This window comes from Mangrovibacillus cuniculi (assembly GCF_015482585.1).
Taxonomy (GTDB): domain Bacteria; phylum Bacillota; class Bacilli; order Bacillales; family R1DC41; genus Mangrovibacillus; species Mangrovibacillus cuniculi.
The window spans coordinates 3,065,217-3,079,924 of the sequence record NZ_CP049742.1 but is presented as its reverse complement, the minus strand read 5'-3'; the positions used below and the strand labels follow the sequence as shown (position 1 = coordinate 3,079,924).

General features: G+C 38.0%; 18 protein-coding genes and 2 pseudogenes. 6 read left to right on the top strand and 14 right to left on the bottom strand.

Features of this window, described 5'->3' with window-relative positions; genetic code table 11:
* Complete coding sequence (locus G8O30_RS15675; protein WP_239672939.1) at positions 1-924, bottom strand: AAA family ATPase; 924 nt, start codon at positions 922-924, stop codon at positions 1-3.
* 502 nt (positions 925-1,426) lie between these two features.
* Here G8O30_RS15675 and G8O30_RS15670 point away from each other — a divergent pair.
* Positions 1,427-1,873 carry a hypothetical protein gene (locus G8O30_RS15670; RefSeq protein WP_239672938.1) on the top strand — a complete coding sequence of 149 codons (447 nt, stop codon included), beginning with the start codon at positions 1,427-1,429 and terminating at the stop codon, positions 1,871-1,873.
* Positions 1,874-1,964: 91 nt separating this feature from the next.
* On the opposite strand, the gene G8O30_RS15665 is transcribed toward G8O30_RS15670, so the two are convergent.
* On the bottom strand, positions 1,965-2,429 hold the full coding sequence (locus G8O30_RS15665) for a hypothetical protein (protein ID WP_239672937.1): 465 nt from the start codon (positions 2,427-2,429) through the stop codon (positions 1,965-1,967).
* Between the two features lie 99 nt (positions 2,430-2,528).
* Positions 2,529-2,939 (bottom strand): carboxymuconolactone decarboxylase family protein, encoded by a 411-nt coding sequence (locus tag G8O30_RS15660; RefSeq protein ID WP_239672936.1) that lies wholly within the window; start codon positions 2,937-2,939, stop codon positions 2,529-2,531.
* 121 nt (positions 2,940-3,060) lie between these two features.
* Here G8O30_RS15660 and G8O30_RS15655 point away from each other — a divergent pair, with 121 nt between their 5' ends.
* Positions 3,061-3,492, top strand: coding sequence for an Lrp/AsnC family transcriptional regulator (locus G8O30_RS15655; RefSeq protein ID WP_239672935.1), 432 nt, complete (start codon positions 3,061-3,063; stop codon positions 3,490-3,492).
* A gap of 45 nt (positions 3,493-3,537) precedes the next feature.
* Here the strand turns inward: G8O30_RS15655 and G8O30_RS15650 are convergent, their stop codons facing one another.
* From G8O30_RS15650 to G8O30_RS15640, 3 genes are all read right to left on the bottom strand, one after another.
* Positions 3,538-5,208 (bottom strand): methyl-accepting chemotaxis protein, encoded by a 1,671-nt coding sequence (locus G8O30_RS15650; protein ID WP_239672934.1) that lies wholly within the window; start codon positions 5,206-5,208, stop codon positions 3,538-3,540.
* 252 nt (positions 5,209-5,460) lie between these two features.
* A complete protein-coding gene (locus G8O30_RS15645) occupies positions 5,461-6,429 on the bottom strand; it encodes a GGDEF domain-containing protein (protein ID WP_239672933.1) in 969 nt (322 codons plus the stop codon).
* 80 nt (positions 6,430-6,509) lie between these two features.
* Entirely contained in the window at positions 6,510-7,739 is a 1,230-nt protein-coding gene (locus G8O30_RS15640) for an NAD(P)/FAD-dependent oxidoreductase (protein WP_239672932.1), read from the bottom strand.
* Positions 7,740-8,056: 317 nt separating this feature from the next.
* On the opposite strand from G8O30_RS15640, the gene G8O30_RS15635 reads away from it, so the two are divergent.
* Positions 8,057-8,464 carry a hypothetical protein gene (locus G8O30_RS15635; protein ID WP_239672931.1) on the top strand — a complete coding sequence of 136 codons (408 nt, stop codon included), beginning with the start codon at positions 8,057-8,059 and terminating at the stop codon, positions 8,462-8,464.
* A 79-nt stretch (positions 8,465-8,543) separates the two neighbouring features.
* Here G8O30_RS15635 and G8O30_RS15630 read toward each other — a convergent pair whose 3' ends face one another.
* The 3 genes from G8O30_RS15630 to G8O30_RS15625 all read right to left on the bottom strand — a co-directional run bounded on the left by G8O30_RS15630 (position 8,544) and on the right by G8O30_RS15625 (position 10,723).
* On the bottom strand, positions 8,544-9,311 hold the full coding sequence (locus G8O30_RS15630; RefSeq protein ID WP_239672930.1) for a DUF4184 family protein: 768 nt from the start codon (positions 9,309-9,311) through the stop codon (positions 8,544-8,546).
* Between the two features lie 664 nt (positions 9,312-9,975).
* Complete coding sequence (locus G8O30_RS16175; RefSeq protein WP_275576501.1) at positions 9,976-10,104, bottom strand: hypothetical protein; 129 nt, start codon at positions 10,102-10,104, stop codon at positions 9,976-9,978.
* 70 nt (positions 10,105-10,174) lie between these two features.
* Positions 10,175-10,723: a hypothetical protein gene (locus G8O30_RS15625; protein WP_239672929.1), complete on the bottom strand. Its 549-nt coding sequence runs from the start codon at positions 10,721-10,723 to the stop codon at positions 10,175-10,177.
* Positions 10,724-10,832: 109 nt separating this feature from the next.
* Between G8O30_RS15625 and G8O30_RS15620 the strand changes: the two genes are divergently transcribed.
* Positions 10,833-10,988, top strand: a complete 156-nt coding sequence (locus G8O30_RS15620) for a hypothetical protein (RefSeq protein WP_239672928.1) — start codon at positions 10,833-10,835, stop codon at positions 10,986-10,988.
* A gap of 24 nt (positions 10,989-11,012) precedes the next feature.
* Here the strand turns inward: G8O30_RS15620 and G8O30_RS15615 are convergent, their stop codons facing one another.
* Both G8O30_RS15615 and G8O30_RS15610 read right to left on the bottom strand, forming a co-directional pair.
* Positions 11,013-11,771 (bottom strand): HAD-IIB family hydrolase, encoded by a 759-nt coding sequence (locus tag G8O30_RS15615; protein ID WP_239672927.1) that lies wholly within the window; start codon positions 11,769-11,771, stop codon positions 11,013-11,015.
* Positions 11,772-11,864: 93 nt separating this feature from the next.
* Positions 11,865-12,500 carry a hypothetical protein gene (locus G8O30_RS15610; RefSeq protein WP_239672926.1) on the bottom strand — a complete coding sequence of 212 codons (636 nt, stop codon included), beginning with the start codon at positions 12,498-12,500 and terminating at the stop codon, positions 11,865-11,867.
* 287 nt (positions 12,501-12,787) lie between these two features.
* Between G8O30_RS15610 and G8O30_RS15605 the strand changes: the two genes are divergently transcribed.
* Positions 12,788-13,282: an RNA polymerase sigma factor gene (locus G8O30_RS15605; protein WP_239672925.1), complete on the top strand. Its 495-nt coding sequence runs from the start codon at positions 12,788-12,790 to the stop codon at positions 13,280-13,282.
* Complete coding sequence (locus tag G8O30_RS15600) at positions 13,269-13,931, top strand: zf-HC2 domain-containing protein (RefSeq protein ID WP_239672924.1); 663 nt, start codon at positions 13,269-13,271, stop codon at positions 13,929-13,931. The genes G8O30_RS15605 and G8O30_RS15600 overlap by 14 nt, the downstream gene beginning before the upstream one ends.
* A gap of 128 nt (positions 13,932-14,059) precedes the next feature.
* On the opposite strand, the pseudogene G8O30_RS15595 reads toward G8O30_RS15600, so the two are convergent.
* From G8O30_RS15595 to G8O30_RS15590, 3 genes and pseudogenes are all read right to left on the bottom strand, one after another.
* A pseudogene (locus tag G8O30_RS15595) lies at positions 14,060-14,260 on the bottom strand (GNAT family N-acetyltransferase); the annotation flags it as partial.
* An 11-nt stretch (positions 14,261-14,271) separates the two neighbouring features.
* Positions 14,272-14,373, bottom strand: a pseudogene (locus tag G8O30_RS16305) (hypothetical protein); the annotation flags it as partial.
* Positions 14,374-14,409: 36 nt separating this feature from the next.
* Positions 14,410-14,658 (bottom strand): GlsB/YeaQ/YmgE family stress response membrane protein, encoded by a 249-nt coding sequence (locus G8O30_RS15590; protein WP_239672923.1) that lies wholly within the window; start codon positions 14,656-14,658, stop codon positions 14,410-14,412.
* Between the last annotated feature and the right edge of the window lie 50 nt (positions 14,659-14,708).

Sequence of the window (14,708 nt, the reverse complement as noted above, 5' to 3'; positions counted from 1 at the left end):
CTACAAAACTGGTACAGAAACTGTTTGTAGTAATTGGCGTACCACCACGGTTGGTGTTTTTTGCAGAGATGCCTCCACCGTTAACATGACACGATGAGTTAAGACGTAAGGTGCTAATTCTTTAATGTCATCCGGTAGGACGTACGATCGACTGTGTAAAAATGCATGTGCTTTTGCAGCCTTCATGAGCGCAAGTGTACCTCGCGGCGAAACGCCAAGTGTCAGGTCTGGATGTTCGCGGCTCGCTTCGACGATATCTAGTAAGTAATCTTCTACGTCTCTCGTAATCTCGATTTGCTCAATATCTTGTTTGTACTGTGTTAGTTGTTCATGCGTTAGTGGCTCTAGTTGGGAGGATAGCGGGTGTGTGTTTCGATGAATCAGTACTCGCTCTTCTTCTCTGGATGGGTAGTTTAGAGCGATTTTGAACAAAAATCGGTCAAGTTGCGCAGACGGAAGCTGGTAGGTTCCTTGATGTGCGTCCACTGGATTTTGCGTTGCAATTACGATAAATGGCTGTGCTACTAGGTGCGTCTGTCCATCAATCGTGACTTGCTTCTCTTCCATGACTTCTAGCAAACTCGCTTGCGTTCGTGGCGTCGCTCGGTTAATTTCATCGGCTAAGATGACGTTGCCAAAAATAGGTCCAAGCCGAAGCTCAAAGTCTTGGTATTTGGGATGGAAAAAGTGGATTCCTGTTACGTCTGTTGGAAGGAGATCAGGTGTGAACTGAATTCGTTTGAATGTTCCATCGATGGCTTCGGAGAACTTTTTTACCATGTATGTTTTGCCGGTGCCCGGCACACTTTCCAGTAGAACATGTCCTTCTGTGAGTAAGGCAATGAGCAGTAGTTTCATTTCTTGCTTTCGACCGATTAAGTGGGTTTCAAGGGAGTCGATTAGTTGTTGTAGGTTTGGATGCATGGGGTCACCTCGTGTTTCATTGTTTTTGTTGGGAGTGCGGTTGGCTTTCTCTGGAGTTCGGTCGCTTTCCACGAAAGTTCGGTCGCTTTCTCGAATGTTTGGTCGCTTTCTCGAAAGTTCGGTCGCTTTCTCGAATGTTTGGTCGCTTTCCTGAAAGTTTGGTCGCTTTCCCGAAAGTTCGGTCGCTTTCCCAAAAGTTTGGTCGCTTCCTCGAAAGTTCGGTCGCTTCCTCGAAAGTTTGGTCGCTTTCCTGAAAATTTGGTCGCTTCCTCGAAAGTTTGGTCGCTTCCTCGAAAGTTCGGTCGTTTTCTCGAAAGTTTGGTCGCTTTCTCAAAAGTTTGGTCGCTTTCCCGAAAGTTCGGTCGCTTACATGAAAGTCCATCAAGTATTTGGAAAACACATATAAATTGTACCATTTATTTACTGTATAGTTGAAACCATTTTCAATTTGGTAAGTCTAATGTTTAAATATGCAAACTAAAGTCCTTAGGAGTGACATCCAATGAAAAAGCTTATCGTTTTAATTATCACGACTTTACTATTTTCTTGCCAACCATCTCTTCAACATAGTTTAGGTGGAGTTGACGACAGCTCAAATATAGAACTTGTGGAGGTTGTAAATTCACTGAAGGAGTATAGGGTTAATTTAGTTAAAAAAGCTCCTAAGGAAAAGAATGATTTTGGTCAAAAGTTAAAAGGTGTACTGCCAGCTCGATATACGTTAGATGATAAAGATATGTTCATCTATATATTCGGATCAGAAGAAAATCGTAAAGAGGGAGAAGCTGAGTTTTCACAAAAGACTAGTGACATGAAACTTGTATCCTATGACACATACACAAAACGAAATGTGCTTATTTATTATGTTCATGAAGAAGAGATGAATTCCCTTCACACTTCTCATAAAACAGATATTCAAGTTGCATTAGACAGCATTGAGGAAGGATAAACTTCTAAAGTAAACTCCATTTGCTATTAAAATGATTAGGGAGCATTCGGGAACGTGTACTAAAACGTTCCCGCTTTGTTGAAAAATATTATTAACTCCAAACCGGAATAGACAACGATGTCACCGTTTCGATATTATCTATTAGCCACTTTCGGTCTCCTTCTTTCTCTACCAACTCGGCGAAGCCCTTCGCCATATCTAAGTGTGTATAACTTAAATCGGTTTCCCCTAAAAGTTTATGCGCGCGCGCAAGAGCTTCATGAGCAAAACCAGTATCAAATGGACCCAAGTCAAACTCTTCGCAAAATTGTAGAGATAATTTAGCATGGTACTTTGCCGCTTCCCCATGTTTTACTAAAGCGTATACTCGAGAAATTTGCCATTCTCCACGCGCAAACTGCAATGGCGTCCCCACTTGGCCCCAGTGATATCTTGAAGCATGTGCAGTATGAATCATCCTGCTGTTTTCTTCTTCTGTTCTCTCTTCTTTGTCCATGAGATCCCACGTATCATTAAACAATTTCACCGCTAACTCTTTATGTAGTTGTTCTTCCATTTTATTAACATCCTTTCTTTACGAAACTATCATTCTTTCTTTTTCGACATAGCGTTCTACTTTTCCTTTTATAAAACGTAGGTTACAGTCTTTGTTTCCCTATTCCGCTTCCAACCTCATCATCGCACCAAAGTATTGCGACGCTGTAGTAAATGCAATAAAAGCACAAAGTTCACTAATTTCTATCTCCGTAAAATACTCCGTGATTACACCAAAAGCATGATCTGGAATGTTTCCTTTATGCTTTAAAAACACTTCTGCGAACCCAGCCGCAACTAACATTCGTTCATCCATCACCTTAGGGTCAGGTTTTCCTTTTGCTTTGCAATACTCGCACCCATTTTCTTGCGCTAATGTTCTTCTCACCTGCTCTTTTAGCTTTGCGGAAAGCACGCCATCACGCACCAATGTTTCCCCTAAGGCAGACCACTTTACTAAGATGTCTTTATTGTGTCCTAGCAGTTTTTGAAATGGGGTATCTCCATTAGGTGATTTTTTAATTCTTGCCATTGATCATTCCTCCTCTTAGAATTAATCATAGCTCTAAAAAGCAAACCGAAACATTAAACACCATATTTGTTTTGTATTATTTATTATTAAATTTAATTAAAAAAGGAGAAAAACATTAAATATGAAAATAGATGATTTAGATAAAAAAATACTAGAGGAGTTATCAAAGAATAGCCGCCTATCTATGAGCGAACTTGGGCGAAGGATTAACCTCTCTTCTCCTTCTGTAACAGAGAGAGTCCGTCAGATGGAGTCTTATGGCGTCATTAGAAAATACACGTTAGAAGTGGATTATCAAAAATTAAGCCAACCTATTCAATGCATTATTGAAGCTACAGTTAAAAACGGGAATTATAAGAAGTTTAAAGATCATATCGAAGTTTTGCCAAATGTAGATTTTTGCTACCGTATCGCTGGAAATGCCTGCTTTATGCTGAAGATGCAGTTTGAAACTTTTATAGAAGCAGAGAAGTTTATTGATGAAATTAATCCTATTGCACAAACAGTTACCCATTTTATATTTTCGGAGGTAGCTACGCAGTTACGGTTCTGACCTTATGTAAAAAGACAATCAACCTCAGCTGATTGTCTTTTATCCTCACAACCTAAATGTTGAAATAGCCTTCTGCAATCCTTCCGCTAAATGCGTTAATGACTGCGCCGATGACGAGATTTCTTCCATAGTTGCAAGCTGTTCTTCTGTCGCTGCAGAACTGTCTTGACTGGAGTCAGCGTTCTTTTCTGCAATAACTTGTATACTATTGATTAACTCAGTCACTTGTGCACTTAACGATTCGATATCTTTGATGGAAACTGTTACATTCTCTACTTTATTGGAAACATCCTTGATAGATAGATTAATTTGTTCAAAAGATTGGTCCGCTATCTTTGTTGCTTCTACACCCTCTGTTACCTTTTTACTTCCTTCTTGGATTAAAGAAACCGTCTTATTCGTATCAGACTGAATATCTTTAATCATTTGTGAAATTTGATCTACCGATTTTTTTGACTCCTCTGCTAGCTTCCTTACTTCATCTGCGACTACAGCAAAGCCTTTCCCTTGTACGCCTGCTCTTGCCGCTTCAATGGCAGCATTTAAAGATAAGAGGTTTGTCTGATTAGATATGTCTGTAATTAGTTCTAGTATATTTCCAATTTGATTGGATCGGTTGCTTAATGAATGAATGGAAGTACTCATGTCGCTAAACGCTACTTTAATGTCATCCATTCTCCCCACTACTCGATGAATAGATTGAATTCCTTTATACACTTGGTCATTTGCCATTTTAGTAGATAAGCTCATTTTGTTACTATCTACATTAATCGTGTCTACTACCTGCACCATCTTCTCTAAGGACAGGGATGCATCGTTAATTTTACTCAACTGAATACCTGCTCCTTCTGTATTTTGTTGAGTAAGATGTGCAATGTGTTCCGTTGCATTGGTTGTTTGTTCTGCACTAGCAGATAATTGTTCTGCTGAGGCAGCAACTTGAAGGGCTGACTCTTTCGTTGTTTCTATAGTGGTTTTTACGTTGGTTACTAAATTCATTAATGATGCTTGTAGTACTTTTATTTCGTCTTTTGACGTAACCGTGAAGTTTTCTTGCGATGTTTCACGAAGTGTTTGAATGAGAGAAACGACCGGCCTAGTAATCCCTTTTGTTAAAAATACGTAGATACCGATGGTGATGATGATACTAATGAATGTGATGACAGAAACAATTAACACGCTTTGGTTTACCTGTTTTTTTGTATCTACCCAGGAATCGTTTGTTAATTTTTGTTTATCCTCATCGATTCTCTGGTGTATTGCTCGATACGCGTCAAAAGCAGTCTTTCCTTCACCAATCTTGGACCGTGCTTCTTCTATCTTTCCTTGTTGAACAAGAGCGATTTCGCTTTCAAAAAATGCTTGGATAGCGTCAATCTGCGGTATAGCTTCATCAATCAGACCAGCCATGATAGGATGGTTATCGAGGCGATTGTTAATGATAGCTAGATTTTCCTCTATTTGATCTTTACCTAAGTAATAAGGTTCTAGGAATACTTCTTCTCCTGTCACTAAATACCCCCTAATTCCCGTCTCTTGGTTTATTAATGCAGTTAGAATTGCGTTCGCTGCATTGGATAAAGGAATTGCATCCTCTACGATACTATTGCTTTCTTTTTGGACGTTAAATAAACCTATAACGCTAAAGCTTACGATTCCTCCGATGCATAAAAAAATGGCGATAAAACTAAATAAGATTTTTTTCCCAATCGACATAAGACCACTCTCTCCTTGGTGTATTTCTATGTTTTATTTCTCCTACTTCATTACATGTACCTAAGTATTCTTATTCTCGAAGGAGTCGTATGGTGTGGGTTGTCCGGGGATTTTAAGGAGATATTGTTCATTCTTTCGTTGTTTATACTGTAGTTTGTTAAAAAGGATATTAAAGGAGCAGATCTACGTAATTCATCATAAAGAAAGATATTTCTCCTACTGTTTAGGCGAAATATCTTTCGTCTTTTTCCATTAGCCAACCACCCTATTTCTACCATTTTGTTTCGCCATATACAATCGTTGATCAGCTGTTTCTATCCCTTGTTTGATAGAAATCTTCTCCTCTATCTCAAACGTTACGACTCCAGCTGAACACGTTACGTAGTCACTTATTGGGGATGTAAGGTGAGGGATTGCAAGGTCTTCTAAGCTTTTGTTACAATTCCTAGCAATTTCAAGCGCTTCTTCTTTTGAACAATTTGGCAGAATGAAGCCGAATTCTTCTCCACCGTAGCGACAAACTACTCCTTTTCCCTTTAAATGAACGACTAAAAACCTTCCCACTTGTTTTAAACATTCGTCTCCTTGAAGGTGTCCATACTGATCGTTGTATAATTTAAAGTAATCAATATCTAGAAGTACCAAGCTAAATCTTGAAATCCCCTCTATCATTTTTTTGTGTTCGTTTTGTATTTTCAAGTCAAAAAAGCGCCGATTTGGAATCATCGTTAGCCCATCTATAAAGGAAATGTTCTTCAGATATTTACTGAGTTTTTGTTCTCGAACTAAACGATCTACAATATCTAGCTGAATGGCAGAGAAAATGTACATGATGATGAAAAAGAGCGGTAAGCTTATAAATCCTATATACCCTACACTTAGCTCTAGGTGCTGAACTTTACTAGGATCAAAGAACTCCAAAACGTAAGAGAACCAAGAAATGAATAGCAAGAAGATATGGATGGTATAAAGTAGTGAAATTTTCTTTTTTGAAACGATTTTATTAGCAGCATAGAACAGGTGAACTGTTCCAATGGTTACTTGTATTAAGTGGATAAAGATTGCTCGGAGAATCAGTACTTCCCCATTCGGTGTGACATTATTACCATTTGGTAAGTACCCTTTTGCTCGAAGTACTTCTAGAATAGTCGTTATGATTGTGATGATTGCTAAGGATATACATACATATATACTCATTCGACGAAATAATGGATTTTTCACGTTGGTCCCCTCTCTTTTTCTTTATTCTATGAAAGCGAGAGACTGCGGTTTACACGTTTAACCCAAATAGAAAAAACTCCTCAGTGAAAGGAGTTTTTCTTTGGTCTATCTTGCAAATATAATGCTAAATCTTCACTTTTTCCTTCTACAATTTCTTCCACGATAAGTTTTGCTAGTGTCTGCCCATAAACGGAGCCGTTGTCTCCAAAAGCAAATAGGAAGTACGTGTTTGGTAATTCTTTATATTTTCCTATCATTGGAATTCCATCTATGGTTCCACCGTAAAAAGCTGCTAGAGCGAAATCTACTTTTACATCTACCTCAGGAAAGCGATCTTTTATTTCCTGTAAAAGCTTTTCTTTTTTGTGAGGAAGCATATTATCACGTTCATCTGGATGAGCGGTATTTTCATCTAATCCCCCAATGACGATGCGGTTATCTACTGTGGTCCTCATATAAAAATAAGGTCTTGCTGTTTCCCAGATTAATGTTCTGTTGTACCAGCTAGATAAATCAGCTACAGGTGAAGTCGTAATCGTGTAGGTACTGACAAAGTTTAACTTTTTATCTTGATGCACTTCTGTCGCTTCGTACCCCGTTGCTACAATGACATGTTTCGCATGGATATCGTAACCGGTAGAAGTAGAGATGATCATTCGGTCTTTATCAGGATCGAAATGTTGACCAGTCATTTTCGTCTGTTCAAACACTTTCATTCCTTTTTCGCGAGCATCTGCAATGAGTCCATGCGTATATTTAAATGGGTTCACTTCGCCATCTCTGTACGAATAGATAGCAGCAGGACGACTAAACGGATACTTAGATTCCACTTGTTCTTGAGTAAGATAGTCTACATTCATGCCGAACTTCTTTAATAGTTCGTATTCTATCTTTAGCTTCTCAACATCTTCTGTCGTACTCGCTCCGTATAGTGTATCTCTTCGCATAAAATCTACATTTAATGAGACATTTTCAGCGGCTTCTTCCATGTCATCAATGGATTGAGCTAGTAGTTGTAAATGCCTTTGGATATACCTCTCCCCAAATGCGTTTACTAGTGTTTGGATATCTCGCTCTCCAAGATACTGAATAAGCGCTGTGTTACTTGAAGTACTTCCAGAGCCAATTGTATTTTTTTCAATAAGTACTACATGTAATCCACTGTTACGAAGGTAGTAGGCGGATTGTGCAGCACAAATTCCTCCACCAACAATTAGCACGTCGCATTGTAGGTTTTTGGAGAGGGCTGGATAACTAGGTGCATCTGGATAGGTTGTTTGCCAATAAAATGTTCCTGACTGTATGTTCATGGGATTCCTCCACTGTTTTATAGATACAGATTAGTATCGTCTGTTTTTTTCTACCATATGCAGGGAGGAACTTTAATTTTGTCTTCATAACTGTTAATCACTATGTCCCAGATGACTGATTTAGAATGTATGTAGTTCAGCGACTAGTTATGGAGATACGAATCTACTGTTAAATGAAGGGTCATTCTATTTTTCACCGTAATGCCCAGTAGGTTGGATGTAAATGTATCTTTGCCCTAAGACAAGCGCCTTCGCATTGATAGTTTAAGAGAATACACTAAAGTGTACTTGCTATCTAAACTTAAGGAGGAACTAAAATGGGATGTTATCATGATTTTGATTGTAAGAAGGAAGCTTTACCGGAAATTAAGGAGAAATTGATGGATGCAAAGTGTGAATATGAGTTTGTTGTTCTTCTTGGAGCTAACAAAAACATTTTAGGCTTTGGAAAAGTGAAAAAGGTGCATGATGCAACTGCTGATTTAAGACTTAAACTAAATCACAGACAGCTTATGTCCATTGCTAATCCACAAATGGCACATGCAGCTCAAAACTCTGTTTCCTGTAGAGACGGTATTGAATTAGACTTCACGGTTAACTTATGTTGCGTATGTTCAGTAATTGCTGTTGAGAAAGACGCAGATGATTTAATCGCATTATTAATTACGTTGATTTTCCTTGGTTATACGAATGTTGGGTTTAATTTCGAAAAGGAAATAGACTAATTATGGAAGAAAGGCCTTCGCTTGCTTTGCGAGGGCCTTTTTTTTTACTTTTTAGTTAATGACTAATTTTTTCAAATTCCTAAATACACTGATTATATTTAGAGTTACTTGCGCTGTTTTTACCTCTTTTGAGATATATAGATGTCACCAATAGACCCAACAAAAAAGAGTCAATTACTCGAACTACAGCTACTCCAATCATGGAAATACTGACATAATCTATTGCGTACCAAGCTATTACAATCAACAATGTTACTAAACAGAGAGTAGCCCAAAAGAACCCCTTTTCCCTGAAACTTGTTTTTGAATGAACCTGTCTTTGGGATTTGGCTTTAAAAAATATATAGCTAGCTATTAATAAAAGTCCAAATAAAGTGCTGCCATGTTGCAAGAATTTATACAAGGGTATGGAGTAGCTAATGAGCGTATAAGTATGGGTAAATATTTTTGGGAAGGTCTGTACTACCTTTCCATTCAAGTGAGTAAAAGAGTCCCAAGCTACATGAGTAAACATGCCAAAAAGGGCTGAATAACAGAAGACTACTATTTTTAGTCCTTTACTTGAAGTGGGTCTATTTATAGATGATTCTTGTAGGAAAAATGGTAAATGGTTTAGTAACGTTTCATGTACAAAGTAATGATAGATAAAGTACACAATCGCCACTAATGGTAAATTTAGTGTTAGAAACCCTGCTAAGCTATGTCCCGTAGAGCCCATAGGTTGTCCTCTTAAAAAATACTCAAAGTCGGGAGACATACTTCCTATAACCATTGCGGAAAAATTAATGTATTTGCTTCTTCTTGAAAACGGCAATACTGCAGCTGGATGTGCAAAAGTTAAGGGCATTTCAATAGACTCCTTTTTGTTACTATGATGGTTGGTTAGTTTAAATGATCGTGTATCGAGATGTTTTCTGAATTTTTGACTTCTTATGGTATAGCTGGATTGCTTTTCTGTTTTCTGCTATACCACGGCAGCTTCCCCTGGGATACCTAATACGCTTTTTCTGCTCTCTGCTATACCACGGCGGCTTCCTCTGGTATACCTGAGGCAATTTTCTTGCTCTCTGCTATACCACGGCAGCTTCCCCTGGGATACCTGAGGCAATTTTCTTGCTCTCTGCTATACCACGGTGGCTTCCCCTGGGATACCTGAAGGGATTTTCTTGCCCTCTGCTATACCACGGCGGCCTCCTCTGGTATACCTGAAACGATTCTCTTGCCCTTTGCTATACCACGGCAGCTTCCTCTGGTATACCTGAACGATTTTCTTGCTCTCTGCTATACCACGGCAGCTTCCTCTGGTATACCTGAAGCACTTTTCTTGCTCTCTGCTATACCGCGGCGGCTTCCCCTGGGATACCTAAAGGGATTTTCTTGTCCTCTGCTATACCACGGCAGCTTCCTCTGGTATACCTGAACGATTTTCTTGCTCTCTGCTATACCACGGCGCTTTTCTCTGGAATGAGGGAGCTCTTCCCACTTAAAAAAATAAGATAGTTAGCTCTAACTCACTTTTTACTTTTTTTCAGTAGATACTTAAATAACCCTATCGTGCCTCCAATTAATAACAAACTAAGTAGAAAAAATTGAATCAAAACATCTGTTGGACCACCGAAATGAGCAGAAAATAAATACATATGAAACACCTCCATTAAGTAGAAAAGACCGCATTCCCAAGAAGCGAACACAGTCTATTCCAATCATTTATTACTCATACAACCATTCGAACTTGCTCCCGTCTTCCGTGGATATAATTTTTAAGCGTTCGTTTATACTCTTATCTACGTTACACAACGCTTCTATTGAATTATAGTTACTAGGAGTATCAAGGCAATCTTGCATCGCATCTATAATTTCATCCAAGTTTAGGATATCTTCCTCCACTTCTTTTTTCAAAAATCCCCATGCCTCTACCATTTCTTCTTGATTCTTATTTCCTGCGAAGCGCATCAAATCATGATAGAAATAAGGACAAGTCGCAACAAACCATAAGAATTCCTGCAAGTTGTTGCTAACAACTCCCGCTTCCCCTTCAGATCCGACAAATATAACAGGAGAATTTTCTTCATGAGCTAGTAATAAAAAACAACCGCCGGCTCCTTCTTCTGCAACTATATGTACTGGATGATTAATAGAAAACAAATACTCTTCTGTATCTGTATCCGGTTCTATTAAACATAGATCAAAATCCTCCTCCAGGATTTCAACTAATTCTTGATCTTGTCTGTGTTTTGCTAGTAATTCAAGTGCGTTCATTGCCATCTGGTCCTTTCTATGGGGAAAATTAAAGTATTTCTTGTCGATAAGAAAAACTCGCCAGCATAAATAAAAGATACCTTCTACAACTGCGAAGGTGTATATTCTTATGTTATTAAGGATGAATCATCTCTATTGGTTAGCCATTACAACAACAGGATACCATGGATTAACCCACGCTGTAATGAAGTATAAAAAAGATAAGAGAATAGATAGGTTTACCAGATGGATGATATTTAGTTTGTTTATCATTCGGTTAAGTTAGAGATACCTATATAATCTTCTTCATTTAAACTTTAGCAGGCTCTCTATCATTCTTACTTCGTACAAAGCTTTCTCCTATATTCTGAATTTTCGCCGCCACCTCTTCTCGTCCCACCACTTCATCTGCGAATGCTGCAACATCATTATCCCCTACACAAACACTGTGCTCTGCATGTTCAAACAGGCATTTATCGTTACTGTCATTGCCAAATGCTACAAATGAACGGATATTTAGCTTATGTAGACCATGAACTTTGTTAACACCAAGCGGGCTAATATCTATCGCTAGTTCACTTTTATAATGCGTTACTTCCACTGGAAGTATAGAAAGTGATGCTAACAATTCATTGCATGGCTGGAAGATTACTAGTTTACAAACTGGATTCAATTGATTAAGGGGAACATTCTTCGCACTCTCTTTATTAAGATGGTGATAGATGGGATGATCTCTATCCCCAGTATAGGCGTAGTCCCAATCGCCATCAGCAAGATATTTCACTTGATGTTTCTGGACAAGATCTAAAAGCTTCTTTAATAAAGGAGGTTCAAAATGCGTTACCTCTATAGCTCCGTTCTGATAAATAAAGGTTCCGTTTCCGCCAACCATCACGTTATTTTTAAACTCTGTCGGCAAAACTGGCATTAGGTCACGGATGGGCCTTGCTGAAGCGAAAATTACTTGATGTCCCGCATTTTGCAATTCCTCTAGTGCATGTACAATTTCTTGCTCTATGTTTTTACCGTCAAAGCAAATAGTTCCATCAATATCAAAAACAAAATTCATAGGTCATATCTCCTTTGTGTATCTAAGACTAGTGCTTTGGTAAAGCTTCATTAAGGTAAGAAATGAAGAAGAACGTAGATAATCACGCCCTTCTCACTCATACCTCTTACTAAACTCTTCCACCCACTCCATATCCACAGGACCGTTCTCAATAGAATAATAGCTTCCACCCCTATAAGAAATCATGCGATCTTCATAAATAGAAACTCCCACCAGTTTTTTCTCCATCATCATTATTAACTCAAAGCCTTTCTCCTTTGAAACGTCACTATCCCAATCACTTTCACTCATTCTCTTCACCTTATACTGACTCAAAAATTGGTTCAGCTCTCTTTCCGCTTCCCCACTTTCATCTCTCCATCCCTCTGGCTTACCATACATATCAAACTCTACCCCTACAACTTGATCAGGATTATATCTCATGACTTCCAGCAAGTCTTTTTCTCTATAGTGGTTATAAAACGTTAAAGAAGCAATGACAAAAGGAACAAGCATGAAACCAACTACGAAGACGCTCGGAATTTTCTTGTCTTCTACCCACCCCATTATGGACTTGGTAACGCGAATGGTCAGAGGAATTGGCACAAGTATTAGGAACATTACTGCTACAACAGCAAATAAGTTAAAGCCCCAAATGTTGAGTTTCTCTCCAATGATGTAAGTTACGAAAAGAATCAAAAATAGAACGGAAATAAAAAGACCTGTGTCCAAACTCTTTCTCTTTAACAATGCTATTCCCCCTTATGAGCAACCACAATTTGTAAACATCCATATATCTATTGTTACAAAAAAGATTTCTATATACTATAGTAAATGGTAAATAAAAGTAAAAAATTCTTCCTAACGTTCAAAAGTGAAATATCCTCCACTATTATATGTAAGAGGAAGGTTCCCACTTGCTCCCTCCAATTATCCATCATCCACTAATGCCTATGATGAGAGTAAATAATTTCAATTGTTTTTGTAACGTTATTGATTTCTATTAGTTATATAAGGGAAAGGAGTGAAACGAAAAGTTGGATTTTGAAGAAGTATATGAGAAGTACTTTAAAGAAGTTAATTTGTATCTTCTCTCGCTATGTAGAGATGAAAAATTAGCGGAAGAAATGACACAGGAAGCATTCTTTAAAGCGCTAAAAGCTATTGAGAAATTTGATGGGTCTCGTGATATACGAGCATGGCTTTTTACCATTGCCAGAAATACATACTTTTCTCAATACAAAAGAGCAAAACATGAAAACCACGTAACTGAAACACAAGAAACAGGAGCCGACGTAACTATTGTCCAGCACTTGATGAATGAAGAGGAAGCATTTATTGTTCATCAGTTTCTGCACTCTATGAGAGAACCATATAAAGAAGTCTTTTCCCTTCGTACATTTGGTGAGTTGACGTTTGAGAAAATAGGCCTCCTTTTTGGGAAGAGTGCTGGATGGGCAAGAGTAAGTTATTACCGAGCAAAGAAGCAAATTATAGATCATATGGAGGAAGTAAATAATGAAAGACATTAAATGTGGCGTAATCCAGGATCTTTTACCTCTATACGTTGATGATGTAGTAAGTTCTGATACAAAAGAAATGGTAGAAAACCATTTAAAGCATTGTGAGGAATGCCAAAAAGAGTATGCTTTAATGAAACGTAATTTGTCTATTCCAGCAGAGCGTTCTACTACTGCCTTTCAAAAGATTAATAAAAAATGGCGTAAGAGAAAAGTTGTTATCTCCATTTTTTCTATTTTGTTAACGACACTCGTGTTATTTGGGGCTTTTACTTTCCTATTTCACTTCGAAAGACTCATCCCGTATTCTGACGACCTATTTGACATAAAAATGGATCAAGATAATCAATTAGTTTCTACTTATTATGGGAAAAGTTATAATTCTATTGGCGAACATCACCCAGTACTCGTAAATGTGAACGGCGAAGAAAAAAATGTGACGTTTATTTCCTATTATCAAACGATCGCTGATTCTCCATCTAATAACCTGATCAATGATGAAAAAGTTTCTCCGGAAAAAGGGTATGAATGGCGTTTTTCAGAAAGCGAGAAGATCGATGCTATTTATTATGTGGATTTTGAGCGAGTAAAATATCCAACGAATAATAACACGTGGAAAGAGCTTATGGAACAAGGCGTTTTAGTTTGGGAGCGAGAATAGTTTCTTCCTCACATTTATAAAAGTGAAGCTAAATGAAGTTTGATTCATTTGACCGTATTCGCAGCAATCGTTCTAACTATCTAATTGCTGCGAATACTGCTTTCGGGATTACCTGTTTTATTATTAAACTATCTAATAGTATACATATAAAACTTTTTATCCACTTTCATTACGGGGAAGTCTTTGGGTAATTGTTCTTGTGAAATACTAACGAATCCATTCTTCTCATAGAATCGATGAGCTGCCAGAAACATTGGTTTTGTTCCTAAATAGATTTCTTTTACTCTTTTTTCTTTAGCCCAATTTATAGCAGTTTGTAGAAGTTGGTTTACGAACTGAAATGATAGGATGCGTCTGGCATACCAAACATTACACCGGCATCCCCCTCATGGTTTCCAAAGTGACCACTTTGTTTAAGTCCTAATCCTTCTCCGTCACACAAAAAAGCCTCAGGATTGCTCCCGAGGCTTGGATTTTTCTATTTTCTCATTGCTCGTAACAGTAAACTTAAAAGGAATACGAAGATAATTGCACCTATCAGTGCCGGAATAATCGCGATACCAGCTAGGTCTGGCCCGAAGTTCCCAAGTAAAGATCCACCAATCCATGCGCCAATAATACCTGCAATAATGTTACCGATGATGCCTCCTGGTACATTTTTACCTAAAATTACTCCAGCTAACCAACCAATAATACCTCCAACAATTAGATAAAGAATAAATCCCATCTTCATCATCCTTTCAAATTTAGTTGTTTGTTATTAGTTGATAGGTTCCC